This is a genomic window from Chryseobacterium sp. R2ACT005 (assembly GCF_049949215.1).
Taxonomy (GTDB): Bacteria; Bacteroidota; Bacteroidia; order Flavobacteriales; family Weeksellaceae; genus Chryseobacterium.
In genome coordinates, this window is record NZ_CP188192.1 from 4,207,760 (window position 1) to 4,228,093 (window position 20,334).

General features: G+C 35.8%; 19 protein-coding genes. 9 read left to right on the top strand and 10 right to left on the bottom strand.

The genetic code is table 11. The annotated features are described in order from the left end of the window. The first annotated feature begins 57 nt into the window (after positions 1-57). Both ACPF63_RS19385 and ACPF63_RS19390 read left to right on the top strand, forming a co-directional pair. Positions 58-291: a hypothetical protein gene (locus ACPF63_RS19385; protein WP_077413577.1), complete on the top strand. Its 234-nt coding sequence runs from the start codon at positions 58-60 to the stop codon at positions 289-291. 71 nt (positions 292-362) lie between these two features. Further along, complete coding sequence (locus ACPF63_RS19390) at positions 363-1,118, top strand: DUF5995 family protein (RefSeq protein ID WP_426480967.1); 756 nt, start codon at positions 363-365, stop codon at positions 1,116-1,118. A 57-nt stretch (positions 1,119-1,175) separates the two neighbouring features. Here ACPF63_RS19390 and ACPF63_RS19395 read toward each other — a convergent pair whose 3' ends face one another. The 5 genes from ACPF63_RS19395 to ACPF63_RS19415 form a co-directional block, all read right to left on the bottom strand. After that, complete coding sequence (locus ACPF63_RS19395) at positions 1,176-4,274, bottom strand: efflux RND transporter permease subunit (RefSeq protein WP_426480968.1); 3,099 nt, start codon at positions 4,272-4,274, stop codon at positions 1,176-1,178. Then, a complete protein-coding gene (locus ACPF63_RS19400; protein ID WP_426480969.1) occupies positions 4,274-5,389 on the bottom strand; it encodes an efflux RND transporter periplasmic adaptor subunit in 1,116 nt (371 codons plus the stop codon). Before ACPF63_RS19400 ends, ACPF63_RS19395 begins: the two co-directional genes overlap by 1 nt. 3 nt (positions 5,390-5,392) lie before the next feature. Next, a complete protein-coding gene (locus tag ACPF63_RS19405) occupies positions 5,393-6,667 on the bottom strand; it encodes a TolC family protein (RefSeq protein WP_426480970.1) in 1,275 nt (424 codons plus the stop codon). A 147-nt stretch (positions 6,668-6,814) separates the two neighbouring features. Next, positions 6,815-8,176: an ATP-binding protein gene (locus ACPF63_RS19410; protein WP_426480971.1), complete on the bottom strand. Its 1,362-nt coding sequence runs from the start codon at positions 8,174-8,176 to the stop codon at positions 6,815-6,817. 2 nt (positions 8,177-8,178) lie between these two features. Next, a complete protein-coding gene (locus ACPF63_RS19415) occupies positions 8,179-8,853 on the bottom strand; it encodes a response regulator transcription factor (RefSeq protein ID WP_426480972.1) in 675 nt (224 codons plus the stop codon). A 183-nt stretch (positions 8,854-9,036) separates the two neighbouring features. On the opposite strand from ACPF63_RS19415, the gene rmuC reads away from it, so the two are divergent. From rmuC to ACPF63_RS19435, 4 genes are all read left to right on the top strand, one after another. Then, entirely contained in the window at positions 9,037-10,542 is a 1,506-nt protein-coding gene (gene rmuC, locus ACPF63_RS19420; protein ID WP_426480973.1) for a DNA recombination protein RmuC, read from the top strand. A gap of 5 nt (positions 10,543-10,547) precedes the next feature. Continuing rightward, a complete protein-coding gene (locus ACPF63_RS19425) occupies positions 10,548-11,387 on the top strand; it encodes a LytTR family transcriptional regulator DNA-binding domain-containing protein (RefSeq protein ID WP_426480974.1) in 840 nt (279 codons plus the stop codon). Between the two features lie 91 nt (positions 11,388-11,478). Beyond that, on the top strand, positions 11,479-12,270 hold the full coding sequence (locus ACPF63_RS19430; protein ID WP_426480975.1) for a CPBP family intramembrane glutamic endopeptidase: 792 nt from the start codon (positions 11,479-11,481) through the stop codon (positions 12,268-12,270). 20 nt (positions 12,271-12,290) lie between these two features. Next, positions 12,291-13,058, top strand: a complete 768-nt coding sequence (locus tag ACPF63_RS19435) for a TrmH family RNA methyltransferase (protein ID WP_426480976.1) — start codon at positions 12,291-12,293, stop codon at positions 13,056-13,058. Between the two features lie 128 nt (positions 13,059-13,186). Here ACPF63_RS19435 and ACPF63_RS19440 read toward each other — a convergent pair whose 3' ends face one another. Continuing rightward, on the bottom strand, positions 13,187-13,528 hold the full coding sequence (locus ACPF63_RS19440) for a hypothetical protein (RefSeq protein ID WP_047380511.1): 342 nt from the start codon (positions 13,526-13,528) through the stop codon (positions 13,187-13,189). Positions 13,529-13,711: 183 nt separating this feature from the next. On the opposite strand from ACPF63_RS19440, the gene ACPF63_RS19445 reads away from it, so the two are divergent. Both ACPF63_RS19445 and ACPF63_RS19450 read left to right on the top strand, forming a co-directional pair. Next, positions 13,712-14,893, top strand: coding sequence for a hypothetical protein (locus ACPF63_RS19445; protein WP_077413566.1), 1,182 nt, complete (start codon positions 13,712-13,714; stop codon positions 14,891-14,893). Beyond that, positions 14,877-15,458 carry a hypothetical protein gene (locus ACPF63_RS19450; protein ID WP_219072105.1) on the top strand — a complete coding sequence of 194 codons (582 nt, stop codon included), beginning with the start codon at positions 14,877-14,879 and terminating at the stop codon, positions 15,456-15,458. Before ACPF63_RS19445 ends, ACPF63_RS19450 begins: the two co-directional genes overlap by 17 nt. Here the strand turns inward: ACPF63_RS19450 and ACPF63_RS19455 are convergent. Beyond that, positions 15,407-15,982: a 5-formyltetrahydrofolate cyclo-ligase gene (locus ACPF63_RS19455; RefSeq protein ID WP_426480977.1), complete on the bottom strand. Its 576-nt coding sequence runs from the start codon at positions 15,980-15,982 to the stop codon at positions 15,407-15,409. The genes ACPF63_RS19450 and ACPF63_RS19455 overlap by 52 nt on opposite strands. A gap of 70 nt (positions 15,983-16,052) precedes the next feature. Continuing rightward, positions 16,053-17,414: a rhodanese-related sulfurtransferase gene (locus ACPF63_RS19460; RefSeq protein ID WP_426480978.1), complete on the bottom strand. Its 1,362-nt coding sequence runs from the start codon at positions 17,412-17,414 to the stop codon at positions 16,053-16,055. A gap of 362 nt (positions 17,415-17,776) precedes the next feature. On the opposite strand from ACPF63_RS19460, the gene ACPF63_RS19465 reads away from it, so the two are divergent. Further along, positions 17,777-19,312 (top strand): trypsin-like peptidase domain-containing protein, encoded by a 1,536-nt coding sequence (locus ACPF63_RS19465; protein WP_180565036.1) that lies wholly within the window; start codon positions 17,777-17,779, stop codon positions 19,310-19,312. A 69-nt stretch (positions 19,313-19,381) separates the two neighbouring features. On the opposite strand, the gene ACPF63_RS19470 is transcribed toward ACPF63_RS19465, so the two are convergent. Together ACPF63_RS19470 and ACPF63_RS19475 are read right to left on the bottom strand one after the other, a co-directional pair. Next, a complete protein-coding gene (locus ACPF63_RS19470; protein ID WP_047376540.1) occupies positions 19,382-19,837 on the bottom strand; it encodes a hypothetical protein in 456 nt (151 codons plus the stop codon). Next, positions 19,837-20,217 carry a RidA family protein gene (locus ACPF63_RS19475; RefSeq protein ID WP_034694591.1) on the bottom strand — a complete coding sequence of 127 codons (381 nt, stop codon included), beginning with the start codon at positions 20,215-20,217 and terminating at the stop codon, positions 19,837-19,839. Before ACPF63_RS19475 ends, ACPF63_RS19470 begins: the two co-directional genes overlap by 1 nt. Between the last annotated feature and the right edge of the window lie 117 nt (positions 20,218-20,334).

The following is a 20,334-nucleotide window of genomic DNA, read 5'->3' on the forward strand; positions in this document are numbered from 1 at the left end:
ATTTAATTATAAGAGTGTTAAGAATAAATTAATTTACTAAACAAAAAAAATTAAACCATGAAAAAGAACTTAACAAAACTTTTAAGAACAGATTTGAAAGATGTATTTGGAGGAACTCTTTATCCGGCAGAATGTCCCGGAGGATGCCACGGTGAAGGCATGATCAGATGTCCTGACGGCACCACCACAATGACGAATTTTATATGCATGGGAGGAACCTGTCAACCGGCAGCAATGTGCAAACCACTGGTTCTTGAACCTTTTCCGGATCCGATTATAATCACTCCATAATCTGATGAATAATACATAAAGTGAGCTTTCCGGCTCACTTTTTTAATATCTTTAAATAAACAAAACTCACCATGAAAACTATTGAGGAAGTTCTTAAAAAGCTGGATAAAATCATTATCTGGTGCAAGGAAAATAATAGCCCTGCAGGATATTTCGCCTGTACCTACCGAATCATGACCGCACAGGTTCTGAAAGGTATTCAACAGAAAAAATTTGAAGATAACCCCAGAATGACATTACTGGACCTTGCTTTTGCACAGAGATATCTTCAGGCATGGGAAAGCTACAGCAAAGGAGAAAAATGTACCAACTCATGGTATATTGCCTTTGAAGCCAGCAAGAATAAAAACCTGTTGATTCTACAGCATATATTTTTGGGAATGAATGCACACATCAATCTGGATCTTGGTATTTCTGCAGCTTCCATAATGCCTTACCGGAAGATAAATCCTTTGAAAAAAGATTTTGAAAATATTAATAATGTCATTGCTTCCATTAATCAGAATGTTCAGGACTCTTTAAACAAAATCTGTTATCCTGTAGATCTTATTGATAAACTATCCAATGGGAAAGATAATGCTGTACTTGATTTTGCCATTTCCAAAGCAAGAGATACTTCCTGGGCAACGGCAGTCATTGCATCCAACACTCCGAATTTCTTAAGAGAATCTGTGATCGGCATTGTAGATTATGCGGCGGCTAAAGTCGCTACACAAATCCTGAACCCGAAGATCCTCACTCCTTCCCTTTTAAAAGAATTTAAAAAATGTGAAAGCAGTGATGTAGTAAAAAATATTGAAATTTTAGAATCTACAAAAAACTCATAAAAAAGGCCGGGATCTTCCTCACGGATCCCGGCCTCATAATGAACAAAATAAAAGAAACTATATTGCTTCCTTATGCTTTTTACGATAGGCATAATGGAAAATAATTGGCAGTATTGTAAATGACAGCAGCATACAGACAATCAGTCCTCCAACAATCATAATGGCTAAAGGTTTCTGAATTTCGGAACCCATCCCGTTTGACATTGCTGCCGGAAGAAGTCCCATAGATCCCATCAGAGCGATCATTACTACCGGACGGATTCTGCTTTTCACTCCCTCTGCGATAGATTCTTTGAGAGACAACCTGTTTTGCAGATTTTCTTTCATCACGCCGATCAGAACGATACCATCTATGGTTGCTACTCCGAAAAGAATGATAAAACCAATTCCCGCTGAAATTCCGAAGATGGTTCCCGTAAACCAAAGGGATAAAAATCCTCCTATAAATGCAAATGCCAGTGTAATGGAAGAGATCAGCGTATCTTTTACGTTCCCAAAGTTGAAATACAATAACATCAGAATAAGAACTAAAGAAATCGGTACTACCATTGCCAGCTGTTTTGCTGCTCTTTCTTTGCTTTCAAATTCTCCTGCCCAGGTCATTTTATGATTTTTCGGAAGTTTTACTTCTTTAGCTACTTTAGCTTTGGCTTCTTTAATGGTACTTCCAAGGTCACGACCTTCAATATTGAATCCAACTCCGATATATCTGCTGTTTCCTTCACGGTAAATAAATGACGGTCCGGTATGATAATCAATTGTTGCAATTTCTTTCAACGGTACTTTCTTATTATCCTGAGTCGGGATGAGAATATTTCCCATTTTTTCCGGCGTATCCCTGTAATCTTTTTCAAACCTAAGCATTACGTCAAACATTCTTTCTTCTTCATAAAACTTGGTAGCGGCCTGTCCTCCGATTGTCATTTCAATCACGGCCTGCGCATCTGCTGTGGAAACTCCATATTTTGCCATTTTGGAATCATGAAGCTGTATTCTCAATTCCGGAAGTCCGATATTTTTAAAAACATTGACATCAGATATTCCCGGAACTGTCCTGATGGAGTTAGCAACTTTATTGGCATAATTTTCAAGTTCAAAAAGATCATTCCCGAAAATCTTAATGACCAGCGGAGCTTTTACTCCTGCCACATATTCTTCCACATTATCCTGAATAGGCTGGCTGAATCCGAAATTGATTCCCGGATATTTTTCAAGGGAAACTCTCATTTCTTCAAGAAGTTCTTCTTTGGATATTTTTTTCTTCCATTCATTCTCCGGTTTTAGCTGAATATTAAATTCGATATTAAAGAAACCTGTGGGATCAGTACCATCGTTCGGGCGGCCTGTTTGGGTCATGACAAATTTCACTTCATCATATTTCATAAGAATTCCTTTCATCTCTTTCGTTAGCCGTACCGATTCATCCAGATTGACACTGTTTGGAAGCGTTGCTCTTACATAGATTGCGCCTTCATTCAGCTTGGGTAAAAATTCAGATCCATAATTGGAGAATCTCCATCCACAGACAGCAAGTAAAGCAACAAATCCAATGATGAATCCTTTTTTATAACGGTCGCTGAATTCGTAAATTCTATAGATATTCACTCTGAAGAATCTTGAGATAAAGTTTTCTTTCTCTTCAATATTTTTCGTCAGCAAAAGCTTACACATTGCCGGAACATAAGTCAAGCTTAAGATCAATGATCCCAATAATGCATATCCCAATGTAAATGCTAATGGAGAGAACATTTTTCCTTCCACTTTCTGGAAAGAGAAGATCGGCATCAGAGCAACAATAAGAATCAATAGGGCGAAGAAAATATAACTTGCTACACTTCCTGCACTTTTCTTAATAATACCCAATTTTGAAATTTTATTAAACCTCTTCAGTCCTATCTTCTTAGCTTTAAGTTCGAGAGCAACAAAGACATGTTCAACAATGACGAGCGTTCCTTCCAGCAGAAGTCCGAAATCCAAAGCTCCCATAGAAATCAGGTTGGCAGGCAATCCCTGAATTTTCAACATAATAATGGCAAATAAGAAAGCCAAAGGAATTACTGATGCTACAATAAAGGTTGTTCTCCAGTTGTAAAGGAATATAAATACAATGATAGAAACCAGAATAACTCCTTCAATAAGGTTTTTGGAAACGGTATGAACTGTCGTATTTACCAATTCTGTACGGTCAATGATCGGAACAATCTGAACATCACCGGGAAGTTCTCCCCCATTCAGTTCTTCTATCCTGTCTTTCAGTCTTGCAATAACTTCACTTGGGTTTTCACCTCTAAGCATGATCACAATTCCTTCTACGACATCATTTTCTTTGTTATATCCTACCTGACCTAATCTTGGCTTTGCTGAAATTTTCACTTCAGCCACATGCTTTACCAGAATGGGCGTAGATCCTTTTACTTCGATCTGAATATTCTCAATATCTTCTTTTTTCTCCAAAAGACCAATCCCCCTCACTACATAAGCCTGATCTCCTTTTGCCACTACATCTCCTCCTACATTAATATTACTCTTCGAAACCGCTTCATACACATCCAGGGGGGAAAGGTCATAATTGTGTAATTCCGTAGGATTAATTTTTATTTCATATGTTTTTTCTTCTCCACCAAAGCTTACCACATCAGCTACACCGGGAACTGCCAGCAACTCTCTTTCCACCACCCAGTCCTGAATGGCTGTCACTTCTTTGATCGGAAGTTTGCTTTTGATAATATATCTGTAAATTTCACCTGTAGCACCAGAGGGAGGTTCAATACTGTATTCTGCTCCAGTGGGAAGCTCTACATTTCCGAGTTTATTGGAAGCATATTGCTGGGCATAAAAATCATTGACATGATCATCAAAAATAACCGTCACCACAGACAATCCAAATAAGGAAATAGAACGCACCGAAGTTTTGTTCGGAATTGCATTCATTTCTTTGGAAATAGGAAGTGTGACAAATTTTTCTATTTCTTCAGCACTTCTTCCAGGCCACTGGGTAATAACTCTTACTCTGGTATTGGTAACATCCGGAAATGCTTCAATAGGAGTATGCATATAGGAATAGATTCCTCCGGCCAGCAAAAGAAAAGTTCCCAAAAGAACAATCAATGAGTTTTTTAAAGAGAAGGAAACAATATTCTGTACAAATTTTCGCATTACTTTGTGGAATTATTTAATTGGTTTTTCAGGTTTTCATAAATCAGCAGTCCGTTGGAAGCAATAACATTTTCACCTGGTTTTAAATTGCCTTCTACATAGATATACTGGCTATTGGAAGCAATCTCCGTCACCGGCCTTATTTCTAGCTCACAGTCTTTTTTGTAAACCACGACATAGCTTTGGTTGTTATCAAAGATTAAGGCTTTCGCAGGAATAGCCAATGCACTTTTGTTTTGTGAATTCACTGGTAACACAACATCTGCAGACATTCCCGGTCTTAGCTTCATTCCATTATTATCCATAATGATTTTAGCCTTGAGTACTCTTTCATTTTCATTGAAAACCTGAGAGATATTATCAATCTTTCCGGAGAAACTGTCGTCCGGATAAGCAAGAGTCTTTACCACTACCGGCTGACCTACATAAACATGTCTCATATTGGTTGCATACACGTTGGCCATTACCCACACTTTATCCAGATTGGAAATCGTAAAAAGCTGGTCTCCTCCTGCTGTAACCGGCATTCCTTTGGAAATATTCTTTGAAATAACATATCCATCCGCAGGCGCTTTTATCTGAATGGTATTTCCTCCTGCGGAATAAAGCTGCATGTTTTTCTGTGTCTTGGAAATATTGGATTGTAAGATGGCCACTTCCGATTTTGCTTCCTGTAAATCTTTCTGAGAAGCAATATCATCTTTATACATGGCCTCTACAGAAGACAGCTTTCTTTTCGCTACTGCAAGCTGAGCCTGTAAGGTTTGGGTATCATCCTGCATTTCGTTGACAGCTGTACTTTTTATACTGGCCAGAGTTTGTCCTTTTTTCACATAATCTCCAAGGGAAAAATAGGTATCTATCACGACTCCGTCTACGAGACTTACAAAAGGTACCGTTTTATCCGAGTTACTCTCCACTTCTCCGGTGAGCGTGATACTTTCTTCTATAGAAAGCATTTCTGCTTTAACGAGTTTAATATCTTTTTTAAGCTCATTACTGATGCAGTAACCTTTTTCAGCTTTTTTACTTTCTTCTTTTCCGGCACAGCCTGTAAAAATAATGAGGGTAGACAGGTAAGCCGCAGCAATGTATTTGGTAATATTTTTATTCATATCTTATAAGTCTTGTCCTACAACATACTGTAGGTTTTCGTAGTATTGATTAAGCTCTTTTTTGGTATCCAGTATGATCATTTTATTCCCTATGTAGGTATCCAGAAAGTCCATATACTCCAACATGCTGATATTTCTTAGTCTGAAATTTTTCTCGTGGCTTACCAGTAATCCATCCAATGTGGATTCATAATTGTTATCGATCTCTTCTGAAACCTGCTGTGTTCTGATATAGTTTCTGAAAACAGAGACAATTTCATTCTCTGATCTCAGCATATTCTTACGGATCTCCAGTTTGCTTTTCTCAATCTCAAGTTTAGCTTCCTGAATATTTCCTTTGTTACGGTCGAAAATGGGAAGATCCATAGAAACACCCAATCCTATAAAGTCTTTCATGATATTTCCTCCACGGTCGTATCCTATAGAAACAGCAACATCCGGCGTTTTCATAGCATTTTGAATTTCGAGATTTTTGGCAGCATGTTTCTCTTTATTTTTCGCGATCATGATATCTGGACGATTTTCTTTTGCCTTTTCCATCCATTGAGTCACTTCCAGTTCTGAAAATTGTTTTTCAGGCATAACAAAAGAATCCGATATAATCAAATAAGATTGAGACGGCAGCATCAATAAGGCTTTCAGTTCTACCTGCTGTTCTTCGATTTCCTGTTTTAATGAAATCAGTTTTTTCTTGAATTCAATTTCCTGTGCTTTCAGACGGACATATTCAGCTTTACTGATATTCCCAAGAGTTAATTGATTGTTATAGGATTTTGTTAATTTCTCAATAGAAGAAATCTGTCCCTGATAGATCTTTTGCTGTTCCTGATTATAAAGAATTTCAGTAATCGTATTTCTGAGTGTCTTTTTAAGTTCACGCAACACTTCCTGCAGTTCATACTTCTCTCCTTCCACTTCTATTTTCTGAAGTTCAATATTTTTTCTTCTTTTCCCTGCCGTCTGAATCACCTGTTCGATCTCGGCCGAAATCTGGGTACTTTTTCCCCAGTTTCTGATAAGCGCAGGCTGCTCTTCGATGTCATAGGTTCTCCATAAATTCACCTCACTGATACTCAATGTAGGATTAGGCCAGTATTTAGCCTGGACAGCTCTTGCCTCGGCTTGTGAAATTTCAAGTTTCTGTGCAATAAGGTCAAGGTTTTTAGTCAGAAAAATAGTTTCAGCCTCCTTTCTGCTGATTTTCATAGTGTCTGAAATCTGTGCAGAAAAGAAACTGAAACAGGGAATATAAAATAGTGTAAAAAATAGCTTCTTCAAGGGTCTCTTATTTTAAGACTACAAAGCTATTTGTCTAATATTAGAGGGAATTTTAAACAGAATTAAAATACGGTTAGTTCAACATTAGAGTTTGATTAGAACTTTTTTAAAACACAAAAAACACAAATCTTTTCACAAATAACACGATTACGAATGGGCAGGAAATTCCAGAAGAACATTGGTTCCCACATTGACCCTAGAATCAATTTTCATGATAATATGATGATGATCAAAAATACTTTTTGAAAGCGATAAACCAATTCCGCTGCCTTTTACAGCATCTACATTTCTACCTCTGTAGAAGGTCTCAGCTATTTTCATAAGATCATCTGACGGAATTCCTCTCCCTTCATCTCTTACCTCAATATATAACTGATTATTTTTCTCTGATAATACAACCACTACCGGTTTATCATAGGAATACTTGATTGCATTTTCAACGATATTATACAGTGCTAAATATAGTAGAGTTTCGTTTCCCGGAAATTCCAGCAAAGCAGGTTTTGCGACCTGAAGCTGTATTTTAATGGATGAATTGTTTTCTTTTGCTTTCGATTCTAATTTCTCGTAGATTTTCCAGATCAGTTCATCCACTCTCATTTGTTGATGAGAGGCTTCAAGTTTGGTCATTCCGGACATCAGCAAAAGATTGTTGAGAATATTTTCAATCTCGTATACGTTTTCCAATGATTCTTTCGCTACTTCTCTATACTCTTCCGGAGTTCTGTCTTTTTGGGCAAAGACTTCCAGATTTCCGGAGATTGCAGCCAAAGGAGTTTTAAATTCGTGAGAAACGTAATTGATAAAGTTCTGCTGTAAGAGAACATTTTCAGAAATTCTACCAAATAGTTTATTATATGATTTTATAAGATCTTCAATCTCATCATTGGTATTCATAGAAGTAATTGCCGTAGAAATATTATTATAATCTACTTTATTGATACGCTCTACAACATTGGAAATAGGTTTATAAACCACTTTTGAAAGATACCGGCTCAGAAAATAAATCGCCAGCAAACCAATAACCAATACAGAAAGCATAATAATGGCAAGTCTCAATATCTGTGATTGAAAAGAATCGTTTGATGATTTTACAAAAACAACAAAGTCTCCCTGATTGTCCGGATAAAAAATCCCATAGTAGAATTGATTATCAGACATAAACTGTACTCCTTTATTATTCCGTACAGCCTGCAAATCGGAAAGCTTTATATTCTTATCGTTCACATTATGGCCAAAAGTAACTTCGTTATTCTGATTGTAGACCGCCACCCTGTTATTCTGGATAAGATGATTGTATTCTTTTTTTATTTGGGCATGTCTATCTTTTGGCAGCTCATCTTTTTCAAGATAATAAATGGCAGAAATAAGAGCTGTATTTCTAAGCTTTTCAAAATAAAAAATTTTAGTACTGTCATAATAGGCAAAAAATATCACCGCAGATGTAATGATAGAAACAATGCCAAATGAAAGGCTTGAAATAAGGGTAAATCTGTTTCTGAGCGTCATTTTCAGTCTTTGATCAAATATCCTGTTCCTTTTACTGTATGAATAATTTTTTGTTCTGTTTCATCAATCTTGTTACGGACATAGGAAATATAAACATCTACCACATTCGTTGTATTATCAAAATCAATTCCCCATACCTTATGTAAAATCTGGGTTCTGCTCAGCACCTTATTTTTATTCTCCATCAGGAAAGTAAAAAGCTTGTATTCTGTAGGCGAAAATTCTATTTCCTTATCGTTCTGCGTTACTTTGTGAAGATCTGTATCAATGACGATATTTCCGCATGACAAATATTGATCTTCTTTCTGATAGCTTAGTTTATTCCTTCTGGTTAAAGCTTTAATTCTTGAAATCAGTTCTTCGAAATGAAAAGGTTTTGATAAATAATCATCAGCGCCCATGTCCAGCATTTTGATCTTATCATCCGGGCTGTTCAATGCACTTAAAACAAGAATCGGAGTATAGTTTCCTTTAAATCTAATAATTTGTGTAAGCTGCATCCCATCCAATCCGGGAAGCATGATGTCCATTAAAATAAGATCAAAATCATAGGTATGAAGAAATTCACGCGCTTTTTCCCCGGAATCTGCAAGAGTGAGATTGTACCCAGCCTCAGAAAGGCCTTTAATCAGGAAATTGCTGATTCTTTGATCATCTTCTACCAACAAAATATTCATAATTCTCTGAAATTTCCTATAAATATAGGTATTCTTATTAAGAAAGAAAGCGGGAAGAAAGAAGAGTGAAGTAATGAACATCTATCAAACAAGAGCTAATCATTTTATTTCTCATTAAAAATAGTAGAACAAACAACTATTATTGTCCATACAGCTTCCGGCCTTTTTTCATAATTTTGGAAGATGGAGATGATATACTTAATTATTGGGTTGATTGCCGGTGGTATACTTGGCGCGGTTATATTATATTTTGCACTGAAATCGTCAATGGTTTCAAGAAGTTCTTATGACTCGCTGAATACTTTATCTATAAAAACGCAGTCTGATCTTGAAAATTCAAACCTTAAGATTCAAGAACTTCATCAGAATATCAGCAAAGAGAAAGAAGCCAATATGCTGCAGCAGGATCTTCTTGATGACCTGAAAAATGAGTTTTCTAAAATCTCCGCCGAATATTCTTCTTTAAACATTCAGTTCCAGGAATTAAAACAAATCAATCAGAGACAGAATTCTCAGATAGAAACCCACATTCTTGAAAAGCAGACTCTTTTTGCTAAAAATTCTGAACTTTCTGCAAAAAATGAAGGTCTTCAACAATCGCTTGATACCCAGAAAGAAGAAATTATTAAGATCCAGGAAGACTCCAAACTTCAGTTTGAAAACCTTGCCAATAAAATTTTAGAAGAAAAGACAGAAAAGTTTACCACTTTAAATCAAAATAACTTAAAAAACATTCTGGAACCTTTTCAGGAAAAAATTGCTGATTTAAAAAATAAAGTCAACGAAGCCTATGAAAAGGAAAATAAAGAACGCTTCTCTCTTGCCGAAAAAGTGAAAGAACTGGCAGAACTGAACCAGCAAATTTCCGAAGATGCCAAAAAACTGACCCGTGCACTGAAAGGGGAAAGTAAGACCCAGGGAAATTGGGGCGAAATGATCCTAGAAAGTATCCTTGAAAAATCTGGATTGGTAAAAGGAAGAGAATATTTTCTGGAACATGAATTACGGGATGAAGACAATAAAGCTTTATTCTCAGAATTCTCAGGAAAGAAAATGCGTCCTGATGCCGTTGTAAAATATCCGGATGAAAGAAATGTCATCATTGATTCTAAAGTATCTTTAACTGCTTTTACAGAATTGGTAGATGAAACCGACGCTGATGTTTACGCTATAAAACTTAGCCAACACCTTGGATCTATCAAAAACCATATCACACAGCTAAGCCAGAAAGCATATGATGATTACGGAAAATCACTGGATTTCGTGATGATGTTTATTCCTAGTGAACCCGCTTATATTGCAGCCATGCAGGCAGATCAGAACCTTTGGAACTATGCTTATGAAAGAAGAATTCTTTTGCTTAATCCAAGTAACCTGATCACTTCCCTTAAACTGATTGCTGATCTTTGGAAACGTGAATATCAAAACCGAAATTCCGTAGAAATTGCAGAACGCGGAGCCAGACTTTATGATAAATTTGTAGGTTTTGTGGATAATCTGGAAAAAGTAGGCAGAAACCTAGATCAGGCTAAAAATGTATACAATGATGCTTACAAACAGCTTCATACCGGAAATGACAACCTTGTGATTCAAACTCAAAAGCTGAAGTCATTAGGAATTAAAAATAAAAAAGATCTGCCTCAAAGTCTTATAGACAATAGTAACCTTATTGAACCATCAGAAAGCTAAATGATATGTTTTCGTTTGCATCATATCCTTACCCAAAATCCGAATCCTTCAAAGAAATTTTCGTTTCTTCTTTGGGAGCAGGAGTTTCTGTATACCTGTTTCTGATTATTTTTCAGCCTTTTGGTACAGAAAACTTTCTGCATCCCTATAAGTTTTTACTACTTTTCCCCTATTGCATTATTTTTGGAACAACATTTTTTATCGCCAATCTTATGACTTCCCGTTTCAGCAACTGGAATATGGGTGCAGAGCTTTTAAAAATAATTTTCATTCTATTCGTTGGATCAATTCTATCCTACTTTTACAATTCATTATTTCTGAGCCATGTAAAACTTGATTTGGGCAATTATTTTTATATGTTCCTTTATTCTCTGGCCGTTGGCATTCCAATTTCTATCATATATATTTTATCGCGGTATATCTATTTAAAGAATCTTCACGAAAATACAGCCCGGAATATTTCTCAACACCTTCCGGTTTCTATTCCGGAATTACAGCAAAATTTATTGAAAATATCCGCACAGAATATAGAACTTATCATCAGCGAAAGCAATTTTCTATGCGTTCAGTCAATGGAAAACTATTGTACGTTTTATTTTTTAGAGAATAATATTTTAAAAAAAGTGTTGGTCAGAATCAGTTTATCCAGTGCTCTACAACAAATCGAAAACGGTTCTGTCAAAAAATGCCACCGTTCTTATATTGTCAATCTTACAAAGGTCAAAAATCTTAAAGGAAATGCTCAGGGATATAAATTAATTCTCCCGGAAATTGATTTTGAAATCCCGGTTTCAAGAAGTTTTATTCCTTCAATTATTCCTCAGCTACAGCAGCAGAATCCATAAATTTTGTCATTCGTCACTATTCTTTGCTATTCATCACATTAGTTTGAATGCATAGATTTAAAACCACATTTTTGCTCAAAATTTAACTAACATGAGTAAGAATATCCGCTTCTTTTTAATCTTTATTCTGGGATTTACAGCCTATTATTTCTTTGATACTTTCTTTTTTAAAAGCATTCAGACATTTTCAAAAAACCTAAGCCATAGCAAAGCCGTAGCACATGTAACCGCTTATCTGATAACTTTAATTCCTTTGATCATCACTTTAAAAATTATGTTACCCAAAAGAAATATTTTGGATCTTCTTTCTTTAAACAAACCTATTTTCAAAGGATTTACATTAGCTTTTACAGGAACTCTTCCCATGCTTATTGGATATATGATTCACTTTAAAGCAGTTAATAAAATATATTTTGAAACCTTGTTTATCAATACATTATCTTCAGCATTTTTTGAAGAAATCATATTCCGGGCTTTTCTTATAGGCACAATATACCGGTTTACCAGACTTGGTTTTTTATCATCAGCCTTATTCGGATCTTTACTGTTTGCACAGGTACATTTATACCAGAGCCAGAATATAACAGAGCTTATGGAAATATTCGCGATTACATTTCTTGGGTCTTTATTCTTTGCCTGGGTGTATTTTGAATCCGAATATAATCTATGGACAGCTATATTTCTGCATTTCCTGATGAATCTGTACTGGGAAATCTTTACTGTTTCGGAAAATGTTTCCGGTAATTTTTATGGAAATCTATATAAATTAGTTTCCATTGTTGCTATAACGGTCATTGTTATTTATGCAAAAAGAAAAAATAAACTCCCCTTTGAGATCACGTGGAAAAACCTTTTTATCAAAACCAGAGAAGTTCAATCATAAATTTTGCATAATTTTGCGGAATGTTGATAGAAAGTTTTCAAAACGAAAAAATAAAAAATGTCACTAAGCTCCTTACTGACAACAGGTTTCGTAAAAAATCAAAAGTTTTTGTAGTAGAGGGCCAGCAGGAAAATGAAAGAGCTATGCAGTATCATTTTGAACCACTGGAATTCTTTATCTGTGAAAATATCTTTAAAGGAAGCCTTCCAGAGGGAAAAATCCATCATGTAAGTGAAAAAGTATATGAAAAAATAGCTTACAGAGGAAGTTCTGAAGGAATTATCGGGATCTACCAGGCAAAGGAAACTCCTCTTTCATCATTTGTTCCTAAAGAAAATTCTACGGTAATTATTGTTGAAGGAGTAGAAAAACCGGGAAACCTTGGCGCTATTTTAAGAAGTTGTGAAGCGTTTGGAGTAGATGCACTGATTGTTGCTGATGGGAAAACTGATTTCTACAATCCTAATGTGATCAGATCCAGTGTGGGCTGTCTTTTTGGAATGGAAGTATATCAGGCTGAAAATGAAGAAACATTGGAATTTCTGCAAAAAAACAGCTTCAATATTTACACTACCCTTATGGATGAAAGTGCTGAAGACCTTTATAAGAGAGATTTCAGACAGCGTTCTGCCGTATTATTCGGTACTGAACATTCCGGATTGAGTGATTTCTGGATTGGAAAAGGAAAAAACACGCTGATTCCTATGGCCGGAAGTATTGATTCTTTAAATCTGAGTAATGCAGTAGCTATTACCTGCTATGAATCTTTAAAACAAAAAAAAGGATAAATACCGTCTGATAAAGCTGGGCTTTATTTTCAATGGGGTTGCTTCGCCTTGGGCTCGGCAATGACTAAGCATAAAAAAACCGTCTCACTGAGTGAAACGGTTCTTTTATTGTTAAGCGTATGCTAGAATTATTTCTTAGCAGCGTCTTTTGCAGCATCTTTAGCAGCGTCAGCAGCACCTTTAGCCGCATCAGCAGCTCCTTTAGCAGCTTCTCCAGCTCCTTTAGCAGCATCTTTAGCAACTTCAGCACCAGCAGCAGTTGTAGCAGCAGCAGCATCTTTAGTAGCTTCTACAGCAGTAGTTGCAGCAGAATCAACAACTTTAGCAGCAGAGTCAGAAACTACAGCAGCAGAATCAGCTACAGTAGCAGCAGCAGAATCAGTTGTTCCTTCAGTAGAAGTAGCTTCAGTTTTTTTACAAGCAACTAGAGAGATTGCAGCGATAGCAGCTACGAATAATGACTTTTTCATAATAAATTAAATTTAATTTTGTTAATATTGTTTTATAAAATTTTCTTCTGTTCTGTTATTTGAACAAGACAAAGGTATAGCAGTTAGGAAATTTGTTTATGAAAAATAATTGTAATACCTTTGTAAAATAGTTTTACAAAAAAACATAGCTGATAATCAACAATTTAATTATTTTTTGAAAAATTGACAGATTTAGATCTATTACACTTTGAGCAGCTAAAAAAGGATGTTCAGGGTCAATACTTAAAAGAACATACCCCTTCGCAGGATGATATATCCAAGTGGAAGGGTATTGATATTATATATTTTCAGGAAGACCTGCGTAAAAAAGCGAAAGGGAACATCAGTGAAAAGTCATTTTACACCTATTTCAAAAGTTCACCGGTTACTAAATTACCAAGGATAGACATGCTCAATTTATTGAGTATTTATGCAGGTTACGACTCTTGGTATGAATTCAAAAAGCTGCATCTTTTTGCGGGTGAATTGCTACAGGAAAATGAAAATTCTGAAGAAGAAGATCTTAGTGAACTTGAAAAAACAGTTTCTACAGCTCCTGATATTCCAAAAACTGAATTTCAGCCTAGAAAAACCGAAAACACCACCCAAGAAAACATTGATTTACAAAAATCAAACACTGATAACCAGCAAGTTAATCAAAATAACAATACCGCTCAGAAAATTGAAATTTCATCCGTTCCACCTAAGAAAAATTTCTTCAAAAAGAACGCCTGGGCATTCGTTACTTCCGTTTTAATTACGATCACCGGTCTTTTGGGATTTAAAGATGTTCTTTTTTCGAAAACTTATAAATATTGTTTTATCGATAAAGACAGAGGAGTTTCTGTAATCAACACTTTAGAAATAATGGTGGTGAAGGAAAACGAATCTCCATTGATGTATAAAATAAAACCTGGTGAGTGCTTTTATTATTCTACTAAGGATAAAAATTTAAAAATGCGTATCAGCGCTCCTTTCTACGAGCCTCTGGAAGTCAACAGAAACCTTGAGAATGCACCTGAAGAGGAAAAAATAGAACTAAAGCCGGACGATTACAAGATGGCCGTGTACTATTTCTCGATAAAAGACATCAAAGGAGGAAATCCGGATGAACAGGTTGCCCTTATCAAGCAGAAAAGAAATCAGCTGGAAAACCTGATCAGCAGCAATGCTGTAATTTATCAGGTATATGACAATGACACCTATGGAATAGAAAGACTGGATAAACAGAAATACATCACTCTGGTCACTACTCCTACAACTTCACTGAAAAATCTGAATGTAATAGAAATGAAAAAGGATAACAAAGGTAAAATTGTATCCATCAAATTTAAAATTGCTACCACAAATGAAAAGAATAAGTAATTTTTTAATTTTCACCGTACTTCTGACATTATTTATTGCTTGTAATAATAAAACCTCAGAGGTAAGCGACCTCGATAAGCTACGAAACAGCAACAATGAAAAGAGTTATCCTGCAGTACAGATGGACAGCATGCAGGCGATCAATTCTATTACCAAACAGAAAGTTCAGGAACTTTTTGACCTTTCTACTCTTTATCTATCCGGAAACAGAAATACAGAAATAGATACCGTTATTTATTCACAAATGGAAAGTTATTTCCATAAACCGGATTCTTTGACATTTAAAAGATTACTGAAAGAACTGGATAGCATGAAAGTAAAAACAGCAAAGGTGAGCAACCTGAATGTTTATAAAGAATTCTATAAAAAAGACACTCTGGACTATGCCAAGTTTAATGTGGAATATTTTGATAATAAAAACAGATCTCTGGGAAGCTTTGAAAAAAATGCACAATATATACTGCTGTCTACTTCCAAGCTCAAAAAGGAGTTTAAATTCTACTTTTTAGATTTCTATTCCCCACCGATTAAGAAAGACAGTACTTCAGTAGGAGTAACTAAATAGTCTACAGGAATATCATTTTCCCAGACATCATCCACATATTCATCGGGGTCAAAATAATTGACTCCGATTTTTTTGGTATCTGCTGATATATCCTGGAATAATCCATCATAAAAACCTTTCCCATATCCTACTCTATTTCCTTTTCTGTCACAGTACAGCAATGGTGCAATCACATATTGAAAATTATTTTCACCTGAATCTTCATTAGAAACAGGCTCCGAAATACCCCAGCTGTTGGTTTCAAAAACAGTATTTTCAAAGATTTCAATACTAATAAGCCTATCACCCACAATTTTAGGAACGTAAACATGTATATTCTTCGCTAAAAAATACTGAATGAAGATTTGGGTATCAATTTCTTTTCTTGCAGGAATTGGGATGAAAACATGTACTTTTTCACCTTCCTGAGGATTGAAGTGATCAATAAAATTTTCAAAAATTTTTCCAGATAACAAGAAAGCCTCATCAGGAGACAAGGCTTTTCTTTTTTGGGTATATTTTTTTCTAAGCTCAGCTTTTAGCATAATTATTAAGTTTTAGAACTGAAATAATTTTTACCGGACAAACTTTCACAGCTTTATCGTTTATTCCTGACTATGCGTTTTGCACAATTCTGTACAGTTTATCAGATAAACGAACTCTGAATGGAAGTTCGAAAGTGATCTGATCTCCAATTTTTGCTGTTTCACAAGGACCTCCATTTGCATAAATTTCAGTAATAGTAATTTCCTGTTCTCCAGTTGTTGGGCCTGAAATTAATACTTTATCTCCAACTGACAAGTCTTTATGTTCAATTAAGAACTGTGCAATTTTTGATTTTGAGAAATAATGCTCTGCCTTTCCAATCAGTTCTTTTTTAACCGCAATTTTTTGGCGTATATTCTTTGTTTCAGCTTTTGCTAAAGGTTTATCTGATAAATCACCTGAATTTTTAAATTTCAAGGCATCAGACTTCCCTTTTCTGAATACTTTATTTCCGACCTGTAATCCTTTTCTTAGCTTCACCTGTTCGTCCCAAGACAGATGTATAGTATCCAGACATTCTGTAGAACAGCAGTTCTCCATTATTGCTTTACACTCATCACACTGGATAAACAGAAGGTGGCATGCATCATTAGCACAGTTGGTATGGTTATCACAAGGTTTTCCACACTGGTGGCACTGTGAAATAATATCATCTGTAATTCTTTCCCCTAAACGGTGGTCAAATACAAAATTTTTACCGATAAATTTACTCTCTATTCCTTCTTCTTTAATCTGGCGGGTATACTCAATGATTCCTCCTTCCAATTGGTAGACATTTTTAAAGCCCTGATGTTTGAAGTAAGCACTTGCTTTTTCACAACGGATACCTCCGGTACAGTACATCAAAAGGTTTTTATCTTCTTTAAAATCCTGTAGCTGTTCATTGATAATCGGTAAGCTTTCTCTGAAGTTTTCCACATCCGGAGTAATAGCTCCTTCAAAGTGTCCTACTTCACTTTCATAGTGATTTCTGAAGTCTACAACGATTGTATTCGGATCTTCAAGTAAATTATTGAACTCCTGTGCTTTTAAGTGAACTCCTTTATTGGTAACATCAAAAGTTTCGTCGTTCAAACCGTCAGCAACAATTTTATTTCTAACCTTAATTGTCAATTTTAAAAAAGAATAGTTATCCTGATCAACAGCGACGTTCAAACGGATTCCTTTCATAAAATCATAAACTTCAAGCGTATTTCGAAAAGCCTCAAACTGATCTGCAGGAACACTCATCTGAGCATTAATTCCTTCTTTTGCTACATAAATACGGCCAAGGGCATCAAGGGCATTCCAGGCTATAAATAATTCGTCGCGAAATTTTTTGGGGTCTTCAATTTTGGCATACGCATAGAAAGACAAAGTAAGACGGTCTTTACCGGCTTCATCAATAAGTTGAGCTCTTTCTTCTGCGCTTAAGGTGTTATACAGTTGCATGCTATAAACGTTTTAAGTGAGAATAAAATTTTTGCAAAGATAATCATTTTTGAATTAAGTATCTTTATGACACAAATCACAGGTAATGAATAATGAGTGGCCAGCATTGAATAATTAGTAATAAATAATGGAAAACAGAATGTATTTTACACCCTACAAACTGACATTTTTTCTTTAATATTTTTTTAAGTTTTGTTAACCTTGACATTAACAATTATGACATAAGACATAAAATGACATAATAGCCGTTAAATTTTAGTTAAAATTGAAACATAGCATACTAATTGCTTACTTATTTAACATTAAATTTGTTTACTCAAAAACATAAAATAGAAATAATTAATAAACAAGAAAGATATACAATGAAGAGTACTTTAAAAAAACTATTACCATTTGCAGTAGTAGGAGTTATTTCCGGAGCTACTACCGTTGGAGCCATACAATATTTAGGACACAGCTCCAACAATGGAGATCAATCTTACTTCACAACGTCAGCACCTAACACCTCATTCGCAGGAATGAATACGGGGGCAGTAGGCGACGATTTTGTAAAGGCAGCCAAAACAACCGTTCCGGCTGTAGTTACCATCAAAAATTACCAAAGCAGAACAGCAAGCAGAGCTTCAGAACAAGACTTGTTCGACTTTTTCTTCGGAGACCCTTTCGGGGGAAGAGGCCAGGGCCAGCAGAGACAGAAGCAGCAACAGACCCCGGACAATATGCCATCAGGAATGGGTTCAGGTGTCATCATCTCTCCAGATGGGTACATCATCTCCAATAATCACGTGGTAGCAGGTGCCAATAAGCTGGAAGTAGTATTAAGCAATAAAAAATCATATATCGCAACTCTGGTAGGAACTGACCCAAATACGGATATCTCACTACTAAAGATTGAAGAAAAAGGTCTTCCTTACTTAAATTTTGCAAATTCTGATAATATTGATGTAGGGCAATGGGTACTTGCAGTAGGAAATCCACTTGGATTAAATTCTACGGTAACAGCAGGTATTGTTTCTGCAAAAGGAAGAGGTATCGGAATTTTAGGAGGCCAGGGAAAAGCAACTAATCCTATTGAGAGTTTCATTCAAACGGATGCTGCAATCAACCCGGGTAACTCAGGAGGAGCTTTGGTGAATACTAACGGGGAGCTTATCGGAATCAACTCTGCGATCCAGTCTACTACAGGATATTATCAGGGATACGGATTTGCTGTTCCTTCTAACTTAGCCAGAAAAATTGTTGAGGATATCAAGAAATTCGGAATTGTACAGAGAGGATTCCTGGGCGTTCAGTCTCTGGACCTTTCCAATGACCAATTGGTAACTTCATACAACAAACAGTTTAAAACGAGTCTGAAAGTAGGTTCAGGAATTTATATTACAGGATTTGGTGACAATAGTGGTGCTGAAGATGCAGGATTGAAAAAAGGAGATATTATTACCAAAGTAGACAACTACGATATCACAGACTTTGCTGATCTTTCAATGTCAATCGGAAGCAAGCGTCCTGGTGATAAAGTTCAGGTAACCTATTCCAGAAATGGTAAAGACGGTACGGCTACTGTAACGCTTAGAGACCAGAAAGGAGGTACTTCCACGAGAACAAAAGCAGATCTTAGCGTAACTGAAAAAATCGGAGCTGAATTCCAAAGCATTGACGAAAGAACGAAAGCATATTACGGCTTAACTAGCGGAGTGATTGCTAAAAACGTTTTAGAAGGAAGCGAAATGGCCAAAGCAGGAATTGTAGACGGTTATATCATTACAGAAATCAATGGTAAACCTGTAAATTCACAGAAAGATGTGGAAAGTTTATTGAATAAGTTCACAGGAACTATACAAATAAAATATATGGACGACTACGGAAGAAATTACCAGAGAGGATTCAAAATGCCTTAATCAGAAGACAAAATTAGTTTTTCATATCAACAAAAAAACGCTGCAGAGATCTGCAGCGTTTTTTATTATTTATTTAGGCTTATTCATTTTTTCAGCAATTCTTTTCTGCTTGTTCCGCTCATAAATAACTTCTACAATCTTACCTCCAATCCAGGAAAACGGAAAAAAAGTAAGGAAAATAGAGATCTTATAAAATGTAGGATGGTAAGGAAATATAATCACATCCAGCATAGCAATAAAGAGCATAATAAAACCGATCAGAATAGCATAAGCTACTTTAGCATATTTAACGATGATGGCTGTTGCAACGCCCCCAATAGTAGTTCCCAATCCGGAAATAAACAACAGGAAGCCAAAAAACGCCTGATCATCTTTCATACTGAAAAGAAACCTCTGCCAGTGCTCAAACGGAGCAAAAGCCTCAAAAGTAACCCATTGCGGAAAAACCCTTATACCAAGAGTAATAATAAGCCCTGCAATGCCAAGACCTACCAGAACCGCAATTGTATTTCTTATAAAATTCATTAATCCTGATGTGCAATCATAGAAATTTCGATATCCACATTTTTAGGCAGGCAAGAAACCTGTACTGTTTCACGGGCAGGATAGCTTTCTGAATCTAAGTAAGAAGCATAGATATCATTCATTACAGCAAAATCATCCATGCTCTTAAGGAAGATGGTAGCTTTTACAACGTTTTTGAAAGTCATTCCGGCTTCAGTAAGAATTGCCTCAAGGTTTTTCATTACCTGGTGTGTTTCTTTTTCAATTCCTTCTACCAATTTACCAGTTGCAGGATCTACAGGAATCTGTCCGGAGATATACAAAACTCCGTTTGCCATATTAGCTTGTGAATAAGGACCGATAGCTGCAGGTGCATTAACTGTGTTGATTATTTGTTTCATAGCGGATATTTATTTTTTTCTAAGGTCATATGCCATCACTTTTGCCAGTAAGAAAATCCTGTCAGCAGTGATTTCATTAGAGTTTATTTTGATTGCAAATATAAAATTTATATTCTC

Excerpts from the sequence above, each read along its gene's own strand:
- ACPF63_RS19425 (WP_426480974.1), top strand. The coding sequence starts at position 10,548 with ATGTTTTCGTTTGCATCATATCCTTACCCAAAATCCGAATCCTTCAAA.
- ACPF63_RS19435 (WP_426480976.1), top strand. The coding sequence starts at position 12,291 with ATGTTGATAGAAAGTTTTCAAAACGAAAAAATAAAAAATGTCACTAAG.
- rmuC (WP_426480973.1), top strand. The coding sequence starts at position 9,037 with ATGGAGATGATATACTTAATTATTGGGTTGATTGCCGGTGGTATACTT.
- ACPF63_RS19470 (WP_047376540.1), bottom strand. The coding sequence starts at position 19,837 with ATGAATTTTATAAGAAATACAATTGCGGTTCTGGTAGGTCTTGGCATT.
- ACPF63_RS19415 (WP_426480972.1), bottom strand. The coding sequence starts at position 8,853 with ATGAATATTTTGTTGGTAGAAGATGATCAAAGAATCAGCAATTTCCTG.
- ACPF63_RS19465 (WP_180565036.1), top strand. The coding sequence starts at position 17,777 with ATGAAGAGTACTTTAAAAAAACTATTACCATTTGCAGTAGTAGGAGTT.
- ACPF63_RS19475 (WP_034694591.1), bottom strand. The coding sequence starts at position 20,217 with ATGAAACAAATAATCAACACAGTTAATGCACCTGCAGCTATCGGTCCT.
- ACPF63_RS19390 (WP_426480967.1), top strand. The coding sequence starts at position 363 with ATGAAAACTATTGAGGAAGTTCTTAAAAAGCTGGATAAAATCATTATC.
- ACPF63_RS19395 (WP_426480968.1), bottom strand. The coding sequence starts at position 4,274 with ATGCGAAAATTTGTACAGAATATTGTTTCCTTCTCTTTAAAAAACTCA.
- ACPF63_RS19440 (WP_047380511.1), bottom strand. The coding sequence starts at position 13,528 with ATGAAAAAGTCATTATTCGTAGCTGCTATCGCTGCAATCTCTCTAGTT.
- ACPF63_RS19400 (WP_426480969.1), bottom strand. The coding sequence starts at position 5,389 with ATGAATAAAAATATTACCAAATACATTGCTGCGGCTTACCTGTCTACC.
- ACPF63_RS19410 (WP_426480971.1), bottom strand. The coding sequence starts at position 8,176 with ATGACGCTCAGAAACAGATTTACCCTTATTTCAAGCCTTTCATTTGGC.
- ACPF63_RS19455 (WP_426480977.1), bottom strand. The coding sequence starts at position 15,982 with ATGCTAAAAGCTGAGCTTAGAAAAAAATATACCCAAAAAAGAAAAGCC.
- ACPF63_RS19450 (WP_219072105.1), top strand. The coding sequence starts at position 14,877 with ATGAAAAGAATAAGTAATTTTTTAATTTTCACCGTACTTCTGACATTA.
- ACPF63_RS19385 (WP_077413577.1), top strand. The coding sequence starts at position 58 with ATGAAAAAGAACTTAACAAAACTTTTAAGAACAGATTTGAAAGATGTA.
- ACPF63_RS19430 (WP_426480975.1), top strand. The coding sequence starts at position 11,479 with ATGAGTAAGAATATCCGCTTCTTTTTAATCTTTATTCTGGGATTTACA.
- ACPF63_RS19460 (WP_426480978.1), bottom strand. The coding sequence starts at position 17,414 with ATGCAACTGTATAACACCTTAAGCGCAGAAGAAAGAGCTCAACTTATT.